The organism is Thiohalocapsa marina (genome assembly GCF_008632335.1).
Classification (GTDB): domain Bacteria; phylum Pseudomonadota; class Gammaproteobacteria; order Chromatiales; family Chromatiaceae; genus Thiohalocapsa; species Thiohalocapsa marina.
Genome location: NZ_VWXX01000006.1, coordinates 70168 through 91306 on the forward strand (window position 1 = coordinate 70168; position 21139 = coordinate 91306).

General features: G+C 67.3%; 20 protein-coding genes. 8 read left to right on the forward strand and 12 right to left on the reverse strand.

Annotation, left to right across the window (positions count from 1 at the left end):
- Window positions 1–101 precede the first annotated feature (101 nt).
- The gene (locus F2Q65_RS06485; RefSeq protein ID WP_170265564.1) at window positions 102–980 is read left to right on the forward strand and encodes a TraB/GumN family protein; all 879 of its coding nucleotides are present in this window, start codon (window positions 102–104) and stop codon (window positions 978–980) included.
- A 104-nt stretch (window positions 981–1084) separates the two neighbouring features.
- Window positions 1085–1834, forward strand: a complete 750-nt coding sequence (locus tag F2Q65_RS06490; protein ID WP_150091618.1) for an MlaA family lipoprotein — start codon at window positions 1085–1087, stop codon at window positions 1832–1834.
- Window positions 1835–1858: 24 nt separating this feature from the next.
- Here F2Q65_RS06490 and F2Q65_RS06495 read toward each other — a convergent pair whose 3' ends face one another.
- The 4 genes from F2Q65_RS06495 to F2Q65_RS06515 form a co-directional block, all read right to left on the reverse strand.
- The gene (locus tag F2Q65_RS06495) at window positions 1859–2464 is read right to left on the reverse strand and encodes a class I SAM-dependent methyltransferase (RefSeq protein ID WP_150091620.1); all 606 of its coding nucleotides are present in this window, start codon (window positions 2462–2464) and stop codon (window positions 1859–1861) included.
- Window positions 2465–3019: 555 nt separating this feature from the next.
- Window positions 3020–3286, reverse strand: a complete 267-nt coding sequence (locus F2Q65_RS06500; protein WP_150091622.1) for a hypothetical protein — start codon at window positions 3284–3286, stop codon at window positions 3020–3022.
- 618 nt (window positions 3287–3904) lie between these two features.
- Window positions 3905–5497 (reverse strand): GTPase family protein, encoded by a 1593-nt coding sequence (locus tag F2Q65_RS06510; RefSeq protein WP_150091624.1) that lies wholly within the window; start codon window positions 5495–5497, stop codon window positions 3905–3907.
- Window positions 5487–6659, reverse strand: a complete 1173-nt coding sequence (locus F2Q65_RS06515; protein ID WP_246156024.1) for a GTPase — start codon at window positions 6657–6659, stop codon at window positions 5487–5489. The genes F2Q65_RS06510 and F2Q65_RS06515 overlap by 11 nt, the downstream gene beginning before the upstream one ends.
- A 425-nt stretch (window positions 6660–7084) precedes the next feature.
- Between F2Q65_RS06515 and F2Q65_RS06520 the strand changes: the two genes are divergently transcribed.
- From F2Q65_RS06520 to hypE, 4 genes are all read left to right on the forward strand, one after another.
- The gene (locus F2Q65_RS06520) at window positions 7085–8377 is read left to right on the forward strand and encodes a nickel-dependent hydrogenase large subunit (RefSeq protein ID WP_150091626.1); all 1293 of its coding nucleotides are present in this window, start codon (window positions 7085–7087) and stop codon (window positions 8375–8377) included.
- Between the two features lie 103 nt (window positions 8378–8480).
- Window positions 8481–8726, forward strand: a complete 246-nt coding sequence (locus tag F2Q65_RS06525; protein WP_150091628.1) for a HypC/HybG/HupF family hydrogenase formation chaperone — start codon at window positions 8481–8483, stop codon at window positions 8724–8726.
- A gap of 123 nt (window positions 8727–8849) precedes the next feature.
- On the forward strand, window positions 8850–10052 hold the full coding sequence (gene hypD, locus F2Q65_RS06530; protein ID WP_150091630.1) for a hydrogenase formation protein HypD: 1203 nt from the start codon (window positions 8850–8852) through the stop codon (window positions 10050–10052).
- Window positions 10049–11107 carry a hydrogenase expression/formation protein HypE gene (gene hypE / locus F2Q65_RS06535; RefSeq protein ID WP_281291002.1) on the forward strand — a complete coding sequence of 353 codons (1059 nt, stop codon included), beginning with the start codon at window positions 10049–10051 and terminating at the stop codon, window positions 11105–11107. Before hypD ends, hypE begins: the two co-directional genes overlap by 4 nt.
- A 67-nt stretch (window positions 11108–11174) precedes the next feature.
- Here the strand turns inward: hypE and F2Q65_RS06540 are convergent, their stop codons facing one another.
- The 5 genes from F2Q65_RS06540 to F2Q65_RS06560 all read right to left on the reverse strand — a co-directional run bounded on the left by F2Q65_RS06540 (window position 11175) and on the right by F2Q65_RS06560 (window position 15506).
- A complete protein-coding gene (locus F2Q65_RS06540; RefSeq protein ID WP_150091632.1) occupies window positions 11175–11528 on the reverse strand; it encodes a glycosyltransferase family protein in 354 nt (117 codons plus the stop codon).
- Between the two features lie 35 nt (window positions 11529–11563).
- On the reverse strand, window positions 11564–12559 hold the full coding sequence (locus F2Q65_RS06545) for an MBL fold metallo-hydrolase (protein ID WP_150091634.1): 996 nt from the start codon (window positions 12557–12559) through the stop codon (window positions 11564–11566).
- Window positions 12560–12565: 6 nt separating this feature from the next.
- Window positions 12566–12907 (reverse strand): 4a-hydroxytetrahydrobiopterin dehydratase, encoded by a 342-nt coding sequence (locus F2Q65_RS06550; RefSeq protein WP_150091636.1) that lies wholly within the window; start codon window positions 12905–12907, stop codon window positions 12566–12568.
- A gap of 221 nt (window positions 12908–13128) precedes the next feature.
- Window positions 13129–14013: a universal stress protein gene (locus F2Q65_RS06555; protein WP_150091638.1), complete on the reverse strand. Its 885-nt coding sequence runs from the start codon at window positions 14011–14013 to the stop codon at window positions 13129–13131.
- 11 nt (window positions 14014–14024) lie between these two features.
- On the reverse strand, window positions 14025–15506 hold the full coding sequence (locus tag F2Q65_RS06560) for a SulP family inorganic anion transporter (protein ID WP_150091640.1): 1482 nt from the start codon (window positions 15504–15506) through the stop codon (window positions 14025–14027).
- A 305-nt stretch (window positions 15507–15811) separates the two neighbouring features.
- Here F2Q65_RS06560 and F2Q65_RS06565 point away from each other — a divergent pair, with 305 nt between their 5' ends.
- On the forward strand, window positions 15812–16849 hold the full coding sequence (locus F2Q65_RS06565; RefSeq protein ID WP_150091642.1) for a type IV pilus twitching motility protein PilT: 1038 nt from the start codon (window positions 15812–15814) through the stop codon (window positions 16847–16849).
- Window positions 16846–18294 carry a class I adenylate-forming enzyme family protein gene (locus F2Q65_RS06570; protein ID WP_170265566.1) on the forward strand — a complete coding sequence of 483 codons (1449 nt, stop codon included), beginning with the start codon at window positions 16846–16848 and terminating at the stop codon, window positions 18292–18294. Before F2Q65_RS06565 ends, F2Q65_RS06570 begins: the two co-directional genes overlap by 4 nt.
- Here the strand turns inward: F2Q65_RS06570 and F2Q65_RS06575 are convergent.
- From F2Q65_RS06575 to F2Q65_RS06585, 3 genes are read right to left on the reverse strand one after another with little or no spacing between them, the layout of a single operon-like run.
- Window positions 18291–18707 carry an acyl-CoA thioesterase gene (locus F2Q65_RS06575; protein WP_150091646.1) on the reverse strand — a complete coding sequence of 139 codons (417 nt, stop codon included), beginning with the start codon at window positions 18705–18707 and terminating at the stop codon, window positions 18291–18293. The genes F2Q65_RS06570 and F2Q65_RS06575 overlap by 4 nt on opposite strands.
- Window positions 18708–18711: 4 nt before the next feature.
- Complete coding sequence (locus F2Q65_RS06580; protein ID WP_150091648.1) at window positions 18712–19545, reverse strand: alpha/beta fold hydrolase; 834 nt, start codon at window positions 19543–19545, stop codon at window positions 18712–18714.
- 10 nt (window positions 19546–19555) lie between these two features.
- Window positions 19556–20872 carry a sigma-54 interaction domain-containing protein gene (locus F2Q65_RS06585; RefSeq protein ID WP_150091650.1) on the reverse strand — a complete coding sequence of 439 codons (1317 nt, stop codon included), beginning with the start codon at window positions 20870–20872 and terminating at the stop codon, window positions 19556–19558.
- Window positions 20873–21139: the final 267 nt, after the last annotated feature.

A 21139-nucleotide genomic window follows, 5' to 3' on the forward strand; every position in this document is an offset into this window, starting at 1 on the left:
CCCATCCGATGCAGCGTCGCGGATGCTGCCCTTGGCTGTCGCCGTGGGCCCTGTGCCGACGGTTGCCGGTCAGGTTGCCGAGCGGATTGTCGGCCGCGTACATGGTCGGGCTATTCCTGTTCGCAGTCCTGCTGCTGGCCCCGCTCGCCGTTCTGGGCGCCCGAGCGGCTGATGCCGATGGCTTCGATCAGGGTCTGCTGTATCGGCTGCAGCCGCCCGGTGGCGCGCCGAGCTGGCTGTTCGGCACCATTCACAGCGACGATCCGCGGGTGCTGGACGTGCCGGAAGCCGTGCTCGATGCCTTGGCCGGCGCACGCACCTTGGTGCTTGAGGTGGTGCCGGATGCCGAGGCTGCGGCCCGCTCCATGGCGGCCATGCGCTATGAAGGCGTGCAGACGCTGGAGGATGCCCTGCCGCCGGACCTGTACGCGGACACCCTGGCGGCGCTGGCCGCCCGCGGCCTGCCGGCATCGGTAGGGCGGCAGTTCTGGCCCTGGGGCGTGGTGCTGCTGCTGAGCCTGCCGGAGTCCGACAGCGGCGAAATCCTCGACTTGCATCTGTATCGACGCGCCCAGGCCGCAGAGCAGCCGGTGTCCGCGCTGGAGCGCGTGGACGAGCAGATGCAGGTGTTTGCGCAACTGGCGCCCGAACAACAGGTGACGCTGCTGCGCGAGACCCTGGCCTCGCTGGAGCAGATGCCGGCCATCTTCGATGCCCTGGTGGCGGCCTACCTGGCGCGGGACCTGGCCGCGCTGGCGGACATCGGCAAGCGCCAGATGCAGCATGGCGATCCGGCGGTGGCGGCCTACCTGCAGACGCAGTTGCTGGATGTGCGCAACCGCCGCATGGCCGAGCGGATCATGCCGCTGCTGCAGCGCGGAGGCGCCTTCATCGCAGTCGGCGCGCTGCATATGACGGGGTCTGGCGGGCTGCTGCAGCGTCTGCAGGCGGCGGGGGTGGCCGTGGAGCGGATCTATTGAGCCCGATGGATGCGATCGCGCAGACCGGTGTCTCCGGGCGCGGGGTCCTGTGTTAATATCAGCTTGCCTCTGTCCGCGGGCAGCCTGGAGTCGAGACCAAGCGCATGTCTATGAAGCTCAGCCGTCTAGTCGGTATCCTGTCGTTGGCGCTGATCGTTACCGGCTGCAGTACCGTGCCCAAGGAATACCGCGACCCGCGAGACCCCTGGCAGGCGTACAACCGGGCGATGTTCAAGTTCAACACCGACTTCGACAACGCCTTCATCAAGCCCGCCGCCAAGGGCTACCGCGCCATCACTCCCGAGCCCGTCGACCGCAGCATCACCAACTTCTTCAGCAACCTGTCGGACCTGACCTCTGCCGTCAACAACGTCCTGCAGTTCAAGCTGTCACGCGCCGGCAGCGACCTCGGCCGGTTTGCCGTTAACACAACAGCGGGCGTGCTCGGCCTGTTCGACGTGGCCTCCAACCTCGGTCTGTCCAGCTACAAGGAAGACTTCGGCCAGACCCTGGGCTACTGGGGCTTCGGTTCCGGTCCCTTCTTTGTCATCCCGGTTCTCGGCCCCAGCAGTGTGCGCGACACCTTCGGCCTGGCCGGCGACGTGGCGCTGGATCCACTGTTCAGCATCAGCGAGGACAAGGTCTACTGGGGACTGGTGTCATTGCGGCTGGTGGACCATCGCGCCGACCTGCTCGACGCCGAAGAGATCCTGGATGAGGCGGCCCTGGATCGCTATGCCTTCGTGCGCGACGCCTTCCTGCAGCGCCGCGAATACCTGGTGCACGACGGCAACCCGCCATCCGCCGCGGACGACGAGGCCTTCTTCTGGGACGACGAGCCGGCGGAAGACTGATTCCCGATCCCAATCCCGTTTGGGTCACCGCTCGGCAGTCGCCTCCCGCCGGGCCACGGCCACGGTGTAGTGGCTGCCCTGCTTGAGCTTGTCGTAGTTGCCGAACACCTCGGTCAGGTTGCGTTTCATGAACTGGCGCAGACCATTGATGGTCACCACATAAAGGTGTCCACCGGGTTTCAGCCGCGCATGGGCGTCGTGCAGCAGCAGTGACAGCAGTTCCTTGCCGACCTTGGCCGGAATGTTGCTGGCGATCAGATCGAAGCGCCGGTCCGGGTCCACCTGCTCGAAGCCGTTGCTGAGTTGGGCGTGGGCGTTGCCAAGCTGGTTCAGCGCGGCATTGCGGTTGGCGAAGTCCACGGCAACAAAGTCCTTGTCCACCAGCAGCGTCTGTCCTGCGGGCGCCAGCGCCGCCAGGGTCAGGCCGATGGGCCCGTAACCGCAGCCCAGGTCCAGACAATCCGCGTCCGCGGCAACCTCAACATGCTGCAACAGCAGCCGCGTACCCTCGTCGATCTCGCGCGGCGAGAACAGCCCCCAAGTGGATTCGAATCGCAATGGACGGCCCGCCAGGTGTGCCTCGAAGCGCAACGGGTGTCTCAGTTCGGCGAGTTGTTGGTGCGATAACATGCGTGCGTCCCGTGATGAATCGGTGGCTTATGGAGACGCTGATTGATTGGCCATCCTGGCCAGAAATCAGCACGCGATTCGCAAACGCGGTTTCCGAATCGCTACATTTTCAGCGGCGTGCGCCGCTAAAAATGGCAGGGCCTCCTGCCCCGCACGGGAAATGCTGAATAAACCAGCGTTTCCTTATCAGCGATTGTTGCCGTCGAGGAGAGTGCCAACCCGCTCAAGCTGTGGCCGAGAATTGATGATCATTGGCGATAAGCACCCCCAGGCATTGGTCGCGATCGCGCCGCTGGAGGCAAACGCCCGGTGGACCAGGGGGGAATTCTACGTGGGGGAGGACGCCGCGTCACCGCAGGTGGGAGACGTCCGCATCTTCTACGAGGTGGTGTATCCCCAGGCGCCGTATGGCCGGGCGCTGCCATGGACCGTCGACTTTTCGGCCCATGACGACGCTGTTGATCTGGCGGGACTGCGTTCGTGGCGGCTCAGGTTCCACCTCCGTTGCCCGGAGGTCGAGCCGACCTGTGCTGAGACCTGTCCGGACGCGTGCCGTCAGGCGAAGATGGTCGCACGTGCAGACAGGGGCGTACCCACCTCGCCCCCCTGGGCTGCGGCGATGGATGGACTCGGGGACTGGTTGCTGATGTCGAGCGCGCTTGGCGCGCCGCGCTGCCCGAAGCGGGTGTGTGCCTCATCGCGGTGGCGGCTGCTGTCCTCTGTCATGGCCTGAGCCTGAGCCTGGGCCGTGGCGGGGTGTGACCACGGCTGCAGCAACAGACCAGTGAGCAAGGCGCCGACGATCAGTGCGGAACGGGTCATGGTCGTTCTCCTGCGTTGTCTGGGTGGCACGAAGGCCGTCTGTCTCGCATGCGCATGGTTGGGCTCATCGCCTGGCGTGGCCAGTCGGTCATGGCCTTGCGCTCCGCGCGACGGCTGCAGCTGCGTCTGACATCGACCAGATTATTTGAACGCAGATAAGAATAAGTCGCATTTATTATTTTTGCAACCGTTCTTGTGCATCGGTGTGCGAGCCTCGCCATGCCGGAACGCGAGGCTGACGACGACTGATCGGCGTCTCCCGAAGGTGCAGCCATGCCGTGACGCATGTGGCGAAGTGCCTGGGCGTCAAGCGTTTTGTTGGGCATTGGCGCAGCCCGTCCTGTTCCTGCGGCGGGACCCATGACGGCACATTCCAGCATCGCTTGAAGGATCAGGGACTCGGTGTCTGCGCCGCGTTGCTTGCCCTGAATGGACTGGAGTTGATCAGCGTTCGTTTTCCAGCGTCTTCTTCAGTGCGAACATCAACCTAGATCGCTTTTGTGTCCGTCCACGCATGGCCGGATCGCATTCCCGGCCCGGTTCTGTCGATCTGCGGCCCTCGGTGGGGCGTTGATCGGGCGACAGTTGCGCCGGCAGCGTACTGAGCATTGGTCGAACTCAGTCGCGCGATGTCCAGCGCTTGAGCATCGCGCTGGCGCTGCCGGCCAGCGTTTTCTTCACCAATCCACGGGTCTTGTCGACCACGGCCGGTACGCTGGTGACCGTATCGGCAGCGCGCTTGAACCAGCCATCCTTGGCCATGCCGCGCTCGAGTTGCTTCTGTTGCGCTTCGGGCAGCAGTTCGCGAATCGCCTGGTAGAGCCCGTCGCGATTCCAGATCGGCTCGCCTGGACGGATCGCGATCAGCGTTGCCTGGTGCGCGGGGCATGCCAGCTGCTGGCAGGCGGCGTCGCGCGCCTGGCGCATCTGCCGCTCTTTCAGGCGCTGTCCGGTCGCCAGGTCATAGGGCGGCTGCCATTCCCGCGGCGGGTCCAGTTGATCGGCATGGGTCAGCACCAGGACCCGCGGAATCCGCCGTTGCGTCCGGTCCTGCTGCGTCAGCGCATCGAGCGCGGCCAGCGCTGCTTGGTCTGCGGCTCGATCGGCCTGATTGGCGGCCGTCACCCAGAGCACCAAGTCACTCTTCGCGGCCTGGGCGAGCCAAGGCTGGCGCCGCCCGGCCTCCGCGCTTGGATCAACCCCCGGGCAATCGACCAGTACCAAGTCGCCGGTCTGCTCTGCCTGGAAGGCGTAGGCACGACAGCCATCGGTGGCCGCGGTCAGCAGCCCAACCGGTTCGCGCGCGTCCCCCAGCAGGGCATTCAGCAACGCCGATTTGCCGGCGTTGCGGCGACCGGCAATGAGCACCGTCAGCGGCGCTGATGGCCCGTCGGCCTCGGGGATCGGGGCGGTTGCCGGCAGCTCCTCGATCCGGCGCCGATAGCCACCGGCGTAGAGCCTGATGGCGGACTCACCGACCTGTTCGACCAGGACCACCGCAATCTGCGCCTTGGCGTGAACGCTCAGTCCATCGAGCGCCTGGTCGATCACCCGCCCACGCAACTCCGTGGTCATGGCGGCGGTCGGATTCACCCATTTCAGTAGCCGAACCACGCCCATCCACTTGCCCAGCGTCCCGCTCAAGCCCAGTCCCAGCATGACCCAGGACAGCTCGAGATGGCGCAGCAGCGGAACCTCCGCGACCAGGGTCTGGCGCAACCGCCGGCTGACATCTTCCAGCATCAACAGCAGCTCGGGCAGGGTGAAACGCCACAGCGCCACCGCATCGCCTGGCGAATAGGCCTCGGCGACATCCTGCAGCGCCCCCAGCAGCAGCGTCGAGGCCGCGTTGGGCTGCCGCCAGACCTCGGCGGGCCGCGCCTCGATGTCCTCGACGCGAGCGCGCAGTCGTTGCCTCGCCTCCTGCTCGGCCTCCGAGGCGCCCGGCGAGGCGAGCGCTTCATGCCGCATCGGTGACGCGGTGCTCCGCGACAGGTGGCGCAGCAACAGCAACGCCAGCGCCAGCAACAACAGGCTTCCGCTCCACCAATACCAGGCCCAGCCCTGTTGCACGATCAGCCAGACCCCCGCCCCCATGCCGATGATCCAGGGGATCAGGATCAGCAGCGCGATCAGCCCGAGCAGCGCCAGCTGGCGGCGGTGGTGATGGCGCAGCGCGCTCCACAGGGATGGGGTTGGCTTAGTGGTCATCAGCCTGGCGTGCCTGTTGTTTGAGGGTCTTGTGGCGACCTCGCGCCTCGCGCAGCGCCTGCCGATAGCGCTCGCGCAAGGCGGCCTGGTCTGGCTCCTCGCCGGCCAGCTTGGCACTGAAGTAATAAAGGCCCACCTCACCGATCGCCCAGGTGATCGCAAAGGTCCAGGAGGCGACGATCGCGCTGCCCCAACCGAGGCCGAGCTTGAGCACCTGCTGCGCGCTCCAGCTGCCGCCAAAGGCGAGTAAGAAGCCCGAGCCAAGCGCGCCCACCAACTCTGCCCAGAGCCGTTTCCAATCCCCCGCGCAACCCAAGCGATGGGCGATGTTGGCGACCATCGCCGCCTGCATGCTGGCCGAGACCATGCCTCCGGCCACCGGCACCGGCACCGCGTTCGCGGCCGCCGCCGCCAGCGACCAGGGCAGGATGATCCTCGCCCGAATCGCACCCGTGGCCGCGGGATCGGCGCGCAAGCGCGCCGAGACGCCGGGCAAGATCTGCTCGAGCAGATCCCAGAGCCGATCGGCGCCATAGTCGGTCGGCGCCACCCCCTGCTCCGGCCGGGTGAAGTCCAGGGGTACGAAAACCGGCGGCTCGCCCTTGATGCGCGCGAACAGTTGGCGCTGGGCAACCAAGGCCTGACTGAGTTCATGCGGCACGCCCGCGCGACGGGCGTCCGCATCAGTGCCGTCAAAGGGATAGGGCTCGGCATGGCGATCATGCTTGCCGTAGCGCCGGTGCAGACCGGTTTGAGCAACGAGCAGCGGCAGTGTCTTGCGTTGTCGGCGCGCTTGCGCCGCAACCTCGATGATCTCAGCGAGATCGAGATCATCGGCGCGTACCACGATCAGCAGCAGATGTGCCTGTTCCTGGGCCTGGGCAAGTTCATTCGTCGCATCATAGCCGGCGCAATCGGCAAGTCCGCGGGTATCGAGAAAACGCAGCACGGGCTGCTGCGCAGGGAAGGCATAGAGCCGGCTCTCCTTGGTCATCGGCAGATAACCGCGACCAACCTCATCATGCCCCTGGCCGGTCAGTTCAGCGACGATGCTGGTCTTACCCGCCTGCGTCTTGCCGAGCAGCCACAGGATCGGCGCCTCGGCATCCACCCATGCCCGCGCTCGCGCGAGCCCCGTTGGTTCGTGCATCTCGATCAGCATCCCCAGTCCTACCTTATCCAGTCCCTGCTGCGGCATCTCGGTGACGCGGATCTTTTCCCATCGACCCAAGGGGCGATTTGAACACGAAAGGAATGAAAACCGAATACATTATTGATTGCCCGGGAACGCTAGCACATGTCAGCCGATCACACAACGGCGCTGTCCCTCTAGGGAGACGCTGATCTCTTGGCCTCCCTGATCCGGGCCGGGCCAAAGATCAGCATTATCCTACGAGCGTGCTTCCGGGGGGATTCGCTGTGAGCGCGCGGAGGTCATCGGGTGTTCAAGACGGGCGTGGAAAACACAGGCAGAGTAGGGGCTTGGCAGTTCGTGCAGAGCGACGATGCGATGTAGGATGCGTTGGTGACAGCAGGGGGTCCGGTTGCCGCCGAGGTGGGCTGAGGAGCAGCGCGCAGGTGAGCAGCATGACTGATTTTGGCGGCAAACTCGACATCGCCTTGACGCGCCATCGGGACAGGGTTTGGGTGGCGATCCGCTCCAGCCGCCCGGTGACCGCGGCGGGCGTCTTTGCCGACAAGACTGTGCTTGCGGCAACGGCGCAACTGCCGACCTTGTACAGCGTTTGCGCCACGGCTCAGGCCCAGGCCGGGGCCTTGGCCTGCGAGGCGGCGATGGGGCTTGCGGCGTCGGCGGGCGCGCAGCGGCGACGGCAGTGGTTGCTGGCGGCGGAGACGGCGAAGGAGCATTTCTGGCGGCTGCTGCTGGATTGGCCCGCCGCGCTGGACCTGGGGGCCGATGCGGCGTCGATGGCGCTGGTCATGCGCGCCTACCGGAGCCTGCGCGGGGCGCTGACCGCAGAGGGCGATCCCTTCAGGCCTGGCACCGATGACCGACCGGGTTCCCTGGAGGCCGGGCAGGCTTCGGCGCAGGCCGAAAACGCCTCAGCTGCGCTGGCAGCGTTGGCCTCGGGGCGCATCTTCGGCATGGACGCCCGGCGATGGCTGGAGCGAACGGACTCCGCTGCAGGGCTCATGGCCTGGTCGGGTGTGACGAACACCGGCGCGGCGGTCCTGGTACGCACGTTGCTCAAGCGCGGTCTTGCGGGGCTGGGGCGCAATGGGATCGGCGTGCTGCCGGCCTTGTCCGCCGAAGCGCTGTCGGTGCCGTTGTCCGCTGCCGATGCTGCGGCATTCGTCGCGGCACCTTGCTGGCCGCCGACGGCGGACGGGCCGGCGCTGGAGACGACGCCCTTCGCGCGCTGCCGAAAACAGCCGTTGGTGGCCGAGCTGACCACCCGTTATGGTAACGGCTTGCTGCCAAGGCTGGCTGCGTTGCTGGTGGAACTGGCGGAGGTTGCAACGACATTGGCAAACTCGGGACCGATACCGGGCTGGCTGGAGACCTCTGCCGGCGCTGCGTCGGCCGCTGAGACCGATAGCGGGCGCACTGCCGTGGGCGCTGATGCGGGTGTTGGCCCCATTTCTGACGCGAGTTCTGACATGAGTTCTGGCTTGAGCGCTGGCGTCGGAGTGGTGCAGGCCGCCCGGGGTCTGCTGGTGCATCGGGTTGCAATCGAAGAGGCCCAAGTGCGAAGCTGGCGCATCCTGGCGCCGACGGAATGGAATTTCCATCCGCGGGGCGTGGTCGCTGCCGGCCTTGCCGCCCTGGACCCGGAAGATCCGGCACTGCGGCTACAGGCGACGCTGTATTGCATCGCCGTCGATCCCTGTGTGGATTTCACGTTGTCGGTGAGCTGAACGCTCAGCCAGATACCATTGGTGTTCGACCTTAACCCGCAACAACCGAACACGCGTCTGCAATCAGGAATCGATCTCGATCGCTGCCCCGGAGCCTGCTGCCATGTGTCTTGCCATCCCTGCCCAGATCCTGGACCTCGATCCGGCCACGGACAGCGCCACCGTCTCCCTCGGCGGCGTGCGCAAATCGGTGTCCGTGGCACTGGTGGAAGACGTCGCCGTCGGCGATTATGTGCTGGTGCATGTGGGCTACGCCCTGAACCGGATCAGCCCGCAGGAGGCCGAACGCACGCTGGCGCTGATCCGCGAGGCGGGCGCGCTGGATGCCGAGGCCGCGCCCGGGGCCTGACGGTACCCGGCGCCACGCCCGACGCCGCAGGATGCCGAGGCCGCGCCTGAGGCCTGACGGTACCCGGCGCCACGCCCGACGCCGCAGGATGCCGACAACGGTGCCGATGAGGAGACGCTGGCCATGAGATACATCGACGAATTCCGCGACGGTGCGCTGGCGCGGCGGCTTGCCGCCACCATCGCCGCGGAGGTGGATCCGTCGCGGGACTACCGGCTGATGGAATTCTGCGGCGGCCACACCCATGCCATCTTCCGCTATGGCGTGCAGGACCTGATGCCGCCCAACCTGCGCTTTGCCCACGGCCCCGGCTGCCCGGTGTGCGTGCTGCCGATGGCCCGCATCGATCAGGCCATCGCCATGGCGGAACAGCACGGCGTGACCCTCTGTACCTACGGCGACCTGATGCGGGTGCCTGCGAGCGGGCGCCGGACCCTGCTGAAGGCCAAGGCGGACGGCGCCGACATCCGCATGATCTACTCCACTCAGGATGCCCTGGCCATCGCCCGCACCGAGGCGGGGCGGCAGGTGGTGCTGTTCGCCATCGGCTTCGAGACCACCACGCCGCCCACGGCGGTGGCGCTGAAGCAGGCCCGCGCCGAGGGGCTGCGCAACTTCTCGGTGTTCTGCAACCATGTGCTGACGCCGCCGGCGCTGGAGACCATCCTGGCCGCCTCCGGCAATGACGGCGGCGACGGCGACATCGGAACAGTGGCGCTGGACGGCATCCTCGGCCCCAGCCATGTCAGCACCATCATCGGCAGCCGGCCCTACGAGTTCGTGCCGGCGCGTTTCGGCACGCCGGTGGTCATCGCCGGCTTCGAGCCGCTGGACGTGATGCAGAGCGCGCTGATGCTGGTTCGCCAGATCAACGCCGGCGTCGCCCGGGTCGAAAACCAGTACACCCGCGCCGTGACCCGCGATGGCAATGCCAGGGCCCAGGCGCTGATGGCCGAGACCTTCGGTCCCAGGGACCGGTTCGAATGGCGCGGTCTGGGGCACTTGCCCCACAGCGCCCTGCGCGTGGCCGATGCCTATGCCGAGTTCGATGCGGAGCAACGCTTTCCGGTAGCCACCGGCAATGGCCGGGAGATCCGGGGCTGCGAATGCCCGAGCGTGCTGCGCGGACTGCTGGAGCCCACGGACTGCAAGCTGTTCGGCAGCGTGTGCACGCCGGAGAATCCCATGGGCGCCTGCATGGTGTCGTCCGAGGGGGCCTGCGCCGCCTACTGGAGTTATGGACGACTGCGTCACGGGCGTGCCGGCGATGCCATCAGGGGCGATGTCGACGCTGCCGCCGGCAGCAACGCGGAGGCCAGCCCGTGAGCGCAACGGACGTGACCCGCCGCCGCTTCACCGGCCAGCTCGACCTGGAGCATGGCAGCGTCGACCTGACCCACGGTAGCGGCGGTCGCGCCATGGCCCAGCTCATCGACGAGCTGTTCCGTCGCCACCTGGACAACGCGTTGCTGGCCCAGGGCAACGACCAGGCGCTGTTCCAGCCGCCGCCGGGGCGGCTGGCCATCAGCACCGATGGCCATGTGATCGCGCCGCTGTTCTTCCCCGGCGGCGACATCGGCTGCCTGGCCGTGCATGGAACCGTCAACGATGTCGCCATGTCCGGTGCGCGGCCGCTCTACCTGGCGGCGGGGTTCATCCTGGAAGAGGGGCTGCCCCTGGCGGACCTGGCGCGCATCGTCCGCAGCATGGCCCAGGCCGCCAACGAGGCCGGCGTGGCGGTGGTCACCGGCGACACCAAGGTGGTGGAGCGGGGCAAGGGCGACGGCTGTTTCATCACCACCACCGGCGTTGGCGTGGTGCCGGACGGTATCGACATCTCAGGCGACCGGGCCGTCCCCGGCGACGCCATCCTGGTCAGCGGCTGCCTGGGCGATCACGGCGTGGCCATCATGTCCCGGCGCGAGAACCTGGGCTTCGAGACCGAGATCGCGTCGGATACCGCCGCGCTGCACGACCTGGTGGCGGCCATGATCGCCGCCGTACCGGAGATCCACTGCCTGCGCGACCCCACCCGCGGCGGCCTGGCGACCACGCTGAACGAGCTGGCGTTGCAGTCAGGCGTGGGCATGCGCATCCACGAGCCGGCCATCCCCGTGCGCCCGGAGGTGGCCGCCGCCTGCGAGCTGCTGGGCCTGGACCCGCTCTACGTCGCCAACGAGGGCAAGCTGGTGGCCATCTGCCCCGCCGAGCGGGCCGACACCTTGCTGATGGCCATGCGGTCGCACCCCAAGGGCCGGGATGCCGCCATCATCGGCCAGGTGATCGAGGATCCGCACCGCTTCGTGCAGATGGAGACCGCCTTCGGCGGCAGCCGCATCGTCGACTGGCTGGCCGGGGAGCAGTTGCCGCGCATCTGCTGAGACGCTTCTCGCCCGACGAGCTCGATCAACTGCCAAAGCCGCTGTATCAGTTCCTCTCGGTCAGCGTTCACAGCAAGACCCCCGTGCGCAGTGCCTCGTCGTCGATCGGGCGCGATGGCCGATCGCGCCGTCTGGTCAGGATGTCGATGCGCTGCTCACCCAGTTCCATCTGTAGTTCGGCGTTCATTCGCAGCGTTCGGCCCAGCAAGTCATCCAGATCCTCTGTGGGCTCGATGTAGAGGTCGATGTCACCGCCGCGCCGGGATGGATCGATCCGCGAGCCGAAGAGTCGCACCCGTGCGTCAGGGCCGAAATGTCTGGCAGTCGCGCGACGAATGGCCACAATGAACTCGGGGGCAAGACGGACGCGTTGCCGCTGCTGACTGGTGCGATCACGGGCATATTTATCCTGCTCGATCATGCGATTACCCATCCGGCCACCGGCGACCCGTCGGCTCAGAAGGCCTCCGCCTCCACCTCCAGATAGACCAGGGAGATGTGCTTGCCGAGTTCGATGTCGAAGCCCGGCGTGTCCTGGAAGGCCGCCAGCTGCTCGGTGACGGCGGGCTTCATCTCGAAATCACTCAGCCCCTGGTCGTAGAGCTCGGCAACGGCCGTCTGGAGCCCGGTCAGATAGGCCAGATAAGCGTCGATGATCTCCCAGCCGCCGACCGGGCCATGGCCTGGGATCAGCACCTCTGCGGCTGGCACGCGGGTACGGATGTCTTCCAGCGCCTCGACACTGCCGCGGAAGGAGCCGTCGTCCATGCGCACGATGCGGCCGTTGTTGGCGTTGTCCGCGAGGAACAGCAGGCCCAGCTCCGGGATCTCGAACATCAGGTCCGTGGTGGAGTGGACCTTGGGGTAATGGTGGGCCTTGATGGTCAGGCCGCCGAGGGTCAATGCGTCGCCGTCGTCGAGGGACTGCGTCGGCGGCACCTGCTCGGTGCCGGCAACGGCGCCGTTGGTGGCGTTCATCATGATGTCCAGCCACTGGTCGCCGACGCCCTGGGCGATCAGTTCCAGCATCCGCGGGTGGCCGTAGATCGGCACCTCCGGGGTATCTGCCACCATCGCCTGGTTGCCCAGCCAGTGATCACCATGCACATGGGTGTTGAGCACCGCCAGCAGCGGCTTGTCGGTGCGCGCGCGGATCTGTCGCAGCAGCATCTCGCCGACCTGCACACTGGAGCCGGTGTCGATGACCACCACGCCCGCATCGGTGAGGATGAAGGTGGAATTGGCCATGAAGCCCTGGTTCTCCGGCGTCGGCGGATTGATGTCGCCGTAGAGGGTGAAGACGCCGGGCGCGATCTCGTGGGCTTCGGCGTCCGGCACGGCCGGACCGCGCTCGGCCGCCGTGGCGGTGGCGGCCGCCAGCGAGCACAGCAGGAGCACGACCAGCAGGCGGGTTGGGGAATGGAACAGGGGACGAGGATCAGGTCTGGACATGGGGTATCAGCCGTTGAAGCAGTTGTCGGTCCTGGCGGCCAGGATGAAATCGTTGCGGTGCAGGCCGCGGATCTTGTGGCTCCACCAGGTCACCACCACCGAACCCCATTCGGTCACCAGCCGGGGGTGATGGCCCGCGTCCTCGGCCAGCTGACCCACCCGTTGGGTGAAGTCCAGCGCCTGCGCGAAATCCGGGAAGACGAAGCGGCGCTCCAGTTGCATCACGCCGTCGCGGACCTCGACTGCCCAGTCCGGGATCTCCCGGATCAGCGCGGCCAGTTCCTCGTCGCTGACCTGCGGCGCGTCGGCGCGACAGGCCTCGCAGTGCTCCTGAGACAGGGCATTCATTGTGCTGAGCTCCTCCGGTGGTGCGATCCGGTCGTGGCCGGCGGCCGTCGCGAACGCGCTGCAGTGCTGATCCGGCCGGCATGCGGACCTTTCTAGTCCTGCGTAAACTGATGCCGGCATGTCGGGATTTCCAGCGACGTTGCCGTCCATGGACTGGATTCCGGCTTCCCGGCCGGAATGACGGGGGGACTCGTCAAGAACGGGAATGGGGTCCGATGGGGTCAGCGCAACAGCAGTGTCGGCACCGGTGACGAACGCAACAGATCCGTCGTCTTGCTGCCAAACAGCAGGCTGCGCAGCGGCGAGTGGCCGTAGGCCCCCATCAGCAGCATGTCGATGGACTCCTTGCGCACATACTCGGCAATGACCCGCTCGGTGTCGCCGGGGATGGAGGCCGTGATGACCTCGAAGTCGGCGTCCTCGAGCCTGGTGCGCGCCCAGGCCATCTGCTTCTCGCTGTCGCGGCGCGGCTTGCCGGCCATGAGCACATGCACCGGCAGGCCGCGAAATAGCGGGCTGCGCGCGATCATCTCGACGCCGCGCCGCGTCATGCCGCCGCCATCGAAGGCGATCATGACCCGTTCGGGTTCAGAGAAGTCATCGGTGACGGCCAGGATCGGCTTGCTCAGCGCCCGCACCATGCGCTCGACATTGCGCCCCAGATCGCGCTGGGTGCTCTCGGCGGATTCACCCCGCCGGCCCAGCACGAACAGCCGCACGCAGTCCTGCTGTTCGACCAGGGTCTCTTCCAGTTCGCCGTAGCGCTGACGCACATCCGGCGACAGCGCGCCGCGTTCCAGCGAGCGCTCACGCAGCCGGTTCAGGAACAGCCGCCCCTGCTCGCGGGCCGCGCGACTGCGGGCCGCATCCTGGTCCGAGAGTTCGGTCAGCAGGTTCTGCTCGGCATTGAAGCCGATGGCGCCGCTGTGATCCTGACCGGCGCCCAACTCGACCTGGCGGTTGAGCACATGCAGCAGTTCCAGCGGCGCGCCGAGCCGACGCGAGGCCCAGGCGGCGGTGTCGGTGACGAAATCGGCGAAATGCGACTGGTCCACACAGGCCAGTACGCGGCGTTGTTTCTGATTCGGCAGGCTTTGATCCGGCATGGGTCGCTCCTTCAATGATCCATGACATCGGTGACGGCATCGGGCTTGTCATGTACCCCGAAGCGACTGACCATGGTTTCGCTGGCGCGATTCAGACCGACGACCTCGACCTCGGTGCCCTCGCGGCGAAACTTGAGCACCACCTTGTCCAGCGCGGTCACGGCGGTGATGTCCCAGAAATGCGCGCGGCTCACATCGATGACCACCTTCTCGATCACCTCCTTGTAGTCGAAGGCGGCGGTGAACTGATCGGCGGAGGTGAAGAAGACCTGGCCGATGACGTGATAGACCCGCTCACGCCCCTCGCGGGTGCTGGTGGAGTCCACATGGAGGATGCGCGCGACCTTCTGCGCGAAGAAGAAGCCCGACAGCAAAACCCCGACCAGCACCCCCTGGGCCAGATCGTGGGTGAAGACAGTCACCGCCACGGTCGCCAGCATCACGATATTGGCGTCCATCGGGTGCTCGCGCAGGTTGCGCAGCGAGGCCCAGTTGAAGGTGCCGATGGAGACCATGATCATCACCGCCACCAGCACCGCCATCGGGATCTGCGCCACCCAGTCGTTGGCAAAGACCACCAGCAACAGCAACACGATGCCGGCGGTCAGGGTCGACAGTCGGCCGCGTCCACCGGATTTCACGTTGATCACCGTCTGGCCGATCATGGCGCAGCCGGCCATGCCGCCCATGAAGCCGGTGGCGACATTGGCCACGCCCTGCCCCACGCACTCGCGGTTCTTGTTGCTCTTGGAGTCGGTCAGATCATCGACGATGGTCGCGGTCATCATCGATTCCAGCAGCCCCACCACCGCCATGGTCGCCGAGACCGGGAAGATGATGGCCAGGGTTTCCCAGTTCAGCGGGATGTCCGGCAGCAGGAAGACCGGCAGGCTGTCCGGCATCTGGCCCATGTCGCCGACGGTGCGGATATCCAGCCCCAGCAGCATCACCACGATGGTCAGCACCACGATGGCGACCAAAGGCGAGGGCACCGCCTTGGTGATGTAGGGAAAGAGATAGATGATGCCTAGCCCGGCCGCCAGCACGGCGTAGACCTCCCAGGTCATGCGATCACCGGTGATCTCCGGCAGCTGCGCCATGAAGATCAGGATGGCCAGGGCATTGACGAAGCCGGTGATCACCGAACGCGACACGAAGCGCATCAGGCTGCCAAGACGCAGCCAGCCGGCGATGACCTGTAGCACGCCGGTCAGTACGGTCGCGGCCAGCAGGTACTGCAGCCCATGATCGGCGACCAGGTCCACCATCAACACCGCCATGGCCGCGGTCGCCGCCGAGATCATGCCCGGTCGCCCGCCGACAAAGGCGGTCACCACCGCGATACTAAAGGAGGCATAGAGCCCGACCTTGGGATCGACGCCGGCGATCAGCGAAAAGGCGATCGCCTCGGGAATCAGCGCCAGCGCGACCACCAGGCCGGCGAGCAGATCATTGCGGACGTTGGAAAACCAGTCTTGGCGGAGGCTGTTCATGGGGGAGCGAACCCTGGGTCAGGCGAACCGACAAGGCAAGGCCCGGCGGTCAGGGGAAAGGGACGGGAGCAGGCCGGGTATCGGGCCCATTGTCTGGCCAGCTGTCTGACCAGATACCGGCCCGAAGCCGGCAAGGCGCCAGCGGTCTGAGCCGGGACAGGTTACGGCGTCATAAACCCTGCCGAGGGTACAGAATCGGTGCGAAGGCGGCAACCCGCTGGCCGACAGCGGCCATGTGAATCGCGCTTCACGCTATGCTATACGGCAACGGCAATCCTCGCCGCGCATGTGATCCGGAGGCACTCATGGACATCGCCGAACTGCTGGCGTTCAGCGTCAAGAACAAATCGTCGGACCTGCATCTGTCCGCCGGTCTGCCCCCCATGATCCGGGTCGACGGGGACATTCGTCGGGTCAACGTACCGCCCATGGAACACCGCGAGGTGCTGGCGCTGGTCTACGACATCATGAACGACAAGCAGCGCAAGGACTACGAGGAGTTCCTGGAGACGGACTTCTCCTTCGAGATCCCCGGCCTTGCCCGCTTTCGCGTCAATGCGTTCAACCAGAAGCGCGGCGCCGCGGCGGTGTTCCGCACCATCCCGTCCAAGGTCTTGTCGCTGGCGGACCTGAACGCGCCGGACATCTTCACCCGGATCATCGACGTGCCCCGCGGCATGGTGCTGGTGACCGGCCCCACGGGTTCCGGCAAGTCCACCACGCTGGCGGCGATGATCGACCATCTGAACGACACCAGCTATTCGCACATCCTCACCATCGAGGACCCCATCGAATTCGTGCACACCAGCAAGCGCTCGCTGATCAACCAGCGCGAGGTGCACAAGGACACCCTGGGCTTCAGCGAGGCGCTGCGCTCGGCGCTGCGCCAGGATCCGGACATCATCCTGGTGGGCGAGATGCGCGACCTGGAGACCATTCGCCTTGCGCTCACCGCCGCCGAGACCGGCCATCTGGTGTTCGGCACCCTGCATACCAGCTCGGCGGCCAAGACCATCGACCGTATCGTCGACGTCTTCCCGGCCGCGGAGAAGACCATGGTGCGCTCCATGCTGTCGGAGTCGCTGCGCTCGGTGGTCTCGCAGTCGCTGCTGAAGAAGGTGGGCGGCGGGCGGGTGGCCGCCCACGAGATCATGGTCGGCACCCCGGCCATCCGCAACCTGATCCGCGAGGACAAGGTGGCGCAGATGTACTCCTCTATCCAGACCGGGCAGTCGTTCGGCATGCAGACACTGGATCAGTGTCTGGACGATCTGGTCAAGCGCGGTCTGGTCACCAAGGCCGACGCCCGCGCCAAGGCACAGAACAAGGACGCCTTCACGTGACGGGGGAGATAGCGGGCGTCGCCGGCCGCGGCTTTGGTCCGCAGCCGGCGCTGATCGACGCCGGCAGGCAATGGAGCTACACCGACCTGACGCAGGCTGCCGTCGCCCGTGCGCGGCGCCTGTCTCAGCAGGGCGTCAAGCCGGGGCAGGTGCTGGTCTGTCGGGCCGAGCCCGGCTACGGACTGCTGGTGCTGCAGCAGGCCCTGGCGCAGATCGGCGCGGCGCTGCTGCCGGTGCGTCCTGGGCTGTTCGAGCCGGCGCAGGCGGCCGACCTGCAGGCGCTGATCCACACCACCGGGGCCGAATGGGTCTGGTCCGAAGGCGACGACGGCGAGGGCGGCGGCGCCCCCACGGGCCGCAACACCGCCTTGCCCTGGCAGGGCGACCCGCTGGCGGTGCTGATCCAGACCAGCGGTTCCAGCGGCACGCCCAAGGTGGCGATGCTGACCCGGCGGGCGGTGCTCGCCTCCTGCCGGCGGGTGAACCGGCGCCTGGGGCTGGGGGTGGGGGACCAGTGGCTGTGCTGCCTGCAGCCGCACCATGTGGGTGGCCTGGCCATCGGCTATCGCTGCGCACTGGCGGGTGCCACGCTGCGGTTGCAGCCGAGGCTGGCACAGGGCTTCGATGCCGACGCCGTCGCCGCCGAGCTGCAACGCGAACCCATCACGCACCTGTCGCTGGTGCCGCCCATGCTGGCGCGGCTGCTGGCGATCGGTGTGCGACCGCCGGCATCGCTGCGGGTGGTGCAGCTGGGCGGGCAGGCTCTGAGCGCCGACCTCGGCCGGCGGGCCCTGGATGCCGGCTGGCCCGTGGTGGTCACCTACGGCATGTCCGAGACCTTCTCGCAGGTCGTCACGGCCCGTTATTCACCAGAACAGGATCCGGATGCGGAAACGCCCGCCCGGGGCTTCGGCGCCGACGCGCGCCTGCCCGACGTGGAACTGGACGCAGGCCGCTGCGGCGAGGCGCCACGGCCGCTGCGCATCCGCGGCCCGATGCTGATGTCCGGCTATGCCAATCCCGAGCGTCGGCCCGGCATCGGCCTGGACGGGGACTGGCTGACGACGACGGACCTGGGCTGTGTCGATGCGGCCGGCCGGCTCCGGCTGCTGGGCAGGGCCGATGATGTGCTGGTCATCGGCGGCGTAAAGGTCCTGCCGGCGGAGGTCGAGGCGCGTCTGGGGACCCTGCCGGGCATCCAGGCCCTGGCCCTGGTCGGCATCCCGCACACCGTCTGGGGGCAGACCCTGGCCTTGTGTTACGCCGGTCGCGCAGACCCGGCGGCAGTGGAGGACTGGTGCCGCGCACGCTTGCCGAGCGTGCAACGTCCGCGCCTGTTCGTGCGCTGCGAGGCGCTGCCGCTGCTGGCGTCCGGCAAGCTCGACCGCGCCGCACTGCGCGCGCTGGCGATGCAGCAGATGGAGAGGGGGCCGACCGCGCTCTAATTCACTTGGCAGGCGCGCAGCATGGCGTGCAGCGGCTCCGGCAGCGGACGCGCGCCCTTTTCGCCGGGGTGGATGCAGGCATGGACGGTGCGCGCCGTCGCCGCGGTGCCCTGCTCGGTCTGGAAGCGGTAGTCGATGCTGAAGCGCGACGTCTCCAGCGCAGCGATCGATATCTCCACCTGGACGCCGTCGCCGTGGCGCAGGGGCCGGCGATAGTCAGCCTCTGCATGTACCAGCGGCAGCGCGATGCGGCCCTCGCGGATCATCTCCGGCAACGGAAACCCCAGCGACGCCATCCAGGCCTCGTAGGCGTCATGGGCGCGGCGGAACAGGTGGGCGAAGAACAGCACGCCGGCCGCATCGGTATCGTGCAGGGCGACGCGGAAGGGGTGTTCGTAGGCAGGCTTCGACATGGTGTCAGGGTCCTCGGTGCGGTCGTGGCAGTTGATCGATTTTGGCGATTTTATAGGTCTTTATCATTGGTATTGCCAATGACATGATCAGCGTTGTCAACTGTCGTGGCGCCTCCAGCAGCGGATTGTGGCCGATGCCGGGCAGCACATGCAGCCGGGTGTCCGGGCGCCGTGTCTGCACCTCGCGGGCCAGGGTGGCGAACTTGCGGTCCGCGCCGCCGACGATCCAGTCCAGTCGTCCCGGCCAGTGCGCCAGGGCCTGCCGGGTGTCGGGCATCTCGGCCAGCCCGAAACAGGCCAGGCTGCGCGCCAGGGCGTCGGCATCCTGCGCCAGCCGGCGCTGTCGCTGGGCCCGGCGCACCGACGCGGGCAGCCGCTGCTGGGTGGCGAACAGCGCCTGCGCCTGCCAGGCATCCACGAAGGCCTCGATGCCCGCGGTCTGCAACAGCGCGATCCAGCGCCGGTCCGCCGCTCGCCGTGCGTCCCGTGCGGCGGCGTCCATCAGCCCCGGGTGTGCCGAGAGGATGATGGCAGCGCGGAAGCGCCGGGGCGCCGCGGCGATCAGCGACAGGGCCACCCGGCCCCCCAGTGAATATCCCGCCAGGTGGTCGACGCTGGCCGGCAAGGCCGACAGCAGTCGCGCGATCTCGTCGCCGAAGTCGGCCGCCGGCGCCGGACTGCCCCCATGCCCGGGCAGATCCAGCGCAAGCGCCGGCGGCGCGTCCCGGGGCCACAGCCGCCAGTCGGCGCCTTCGCCGGTCAGTCCATGCAGCAGCAGCCAGCGCGGTGCGCCGTCGCCACCGACCCGTTCGCCGCTGTAGCCCGTGGGTGGTCGCATCGCGGGGGCCTCAATCGGTCGTCAGGGTGCGCAAACGGCGATAGAGGGTGCGCTCGCTGATGCCGAGCCTGGACGCCAGTTCGCGGCGGTTGCCCTTGTGCTGCTCCAGGGCACGCCGCAGGAAGTCGCGTTGCAGCCGCGCCATGTCGAAGGCGCTTGCGTCGGTGCTGATTTCGGTGTCGGGGCGGGCGGCATCGCCGAGCTCGATGGCGAAGTGCCGCGGCTCGATCTGCGTGCCGTCGCACATCAGGCTGGCGCGCTCCAGCAGGTTGCGCAGCTCGCGCACGTTGCCGGGAAAGGCATAGTGGCCTAACAGGTCCAGCGCGTCGGCGGTGAGCCGTAGGCCGCGGTCGGGGGCGACGCGCGCGAGCAGGTCGGCGCTGAGCAGCGGCAGGTCTTCCAGGCGGTCGCGCAGTGGCGGCATGGGGATGGGAAAGGTGTTGATGCGGTAGTAGAGGTCCTGGCGAAACTGGCCCGCCTGCACCATGGCCTCCAGGGGGCGATGGGTGGCGGAGATGAGCCGGATGTCCGCATGGCGCGGCTCGCTGGCGCCGACCCGCCGATAGGCGCCGGTCTCCAGCAGCCGCAGCAGCTTGACCTGGATGCCCAGCGGGATGTCGCCCACCTCGTCCAGGAACAGCGTGCCGCCGGCGGCGGACTCCACCAAGCCGGTCTTGCGCGCGATGGCGCCGGTGAAGGCGCCGCGCTCATGGCCGAACAGTTCGCTCTCGAACAGGGTCTCGGTGAGACCCGAGCAGTCGACGGCGACGAAGGGTCCGTCCGCCCGGTGGCTGGCCTCGTGCACCGCCTGTGCGACCAGTTCCTTGCCGGTGCCGGACTCCCCCAGCAGCAGCACGCTGGCCTCGGCAGGGGCCACCCGGGCCACCAGCTCAAGCATGCGCCGGAACGCCGGCGCACGACCGATCAGCGCACGGCGGCCGGTCTCGTCCCAGGCGCCGCGCAGGCGCTCCATCTTTTCCAGGAAGGCGACGATCTCGCCGCGGTCGTCCATCACCGGCGTCAGTTCGATGTTGACGTATTTCTCGCCGTGGGGGGTGTGGTGCAGGTGCAGCACCCGCTCGCGCTGCCGCGACTTCAGGCTCGCCGCAAGGGGGCAGGATTCGCCGGCGAGGTCGCAGGGCACGTGGTAGCGATGGGAGACGTCGTAGCAGTGCCTGCCAATCAGCGAGGTGCCGCTCCCGCAGCGCCGCCGGTAGCCGGCATTGGCGGCCAGCACGCGGTAATCCCGCCCCAGCACGATGTGCGGCTCCGGCAGTTGATCGATCTGCGCGGCGAGCTCGGACAGCAGGCGGTCGTCGATGGGCATGACAGGCTCCTCGGCTGCAACCCAGGCAGTATCCGTCAATGCCGTCGACACTGCCAATGACTGCCATCAATGGCAGAGAGGTGGCGGCAAGTCTGTCACCGATGACAGTTCCGCCAAGGGCCTGGCTTCGGTTGAAACGCCAGTTGTCTGATTGCAAACAGCGAGCCGGTTGGGCAGGAATTGGCATTCCTATTGCTGTAAACCCTGACCGAGATGCCGTCCTTTCGGGAACGGTGCCAAATCGACGCAGTCAACAATAGGCTAAAC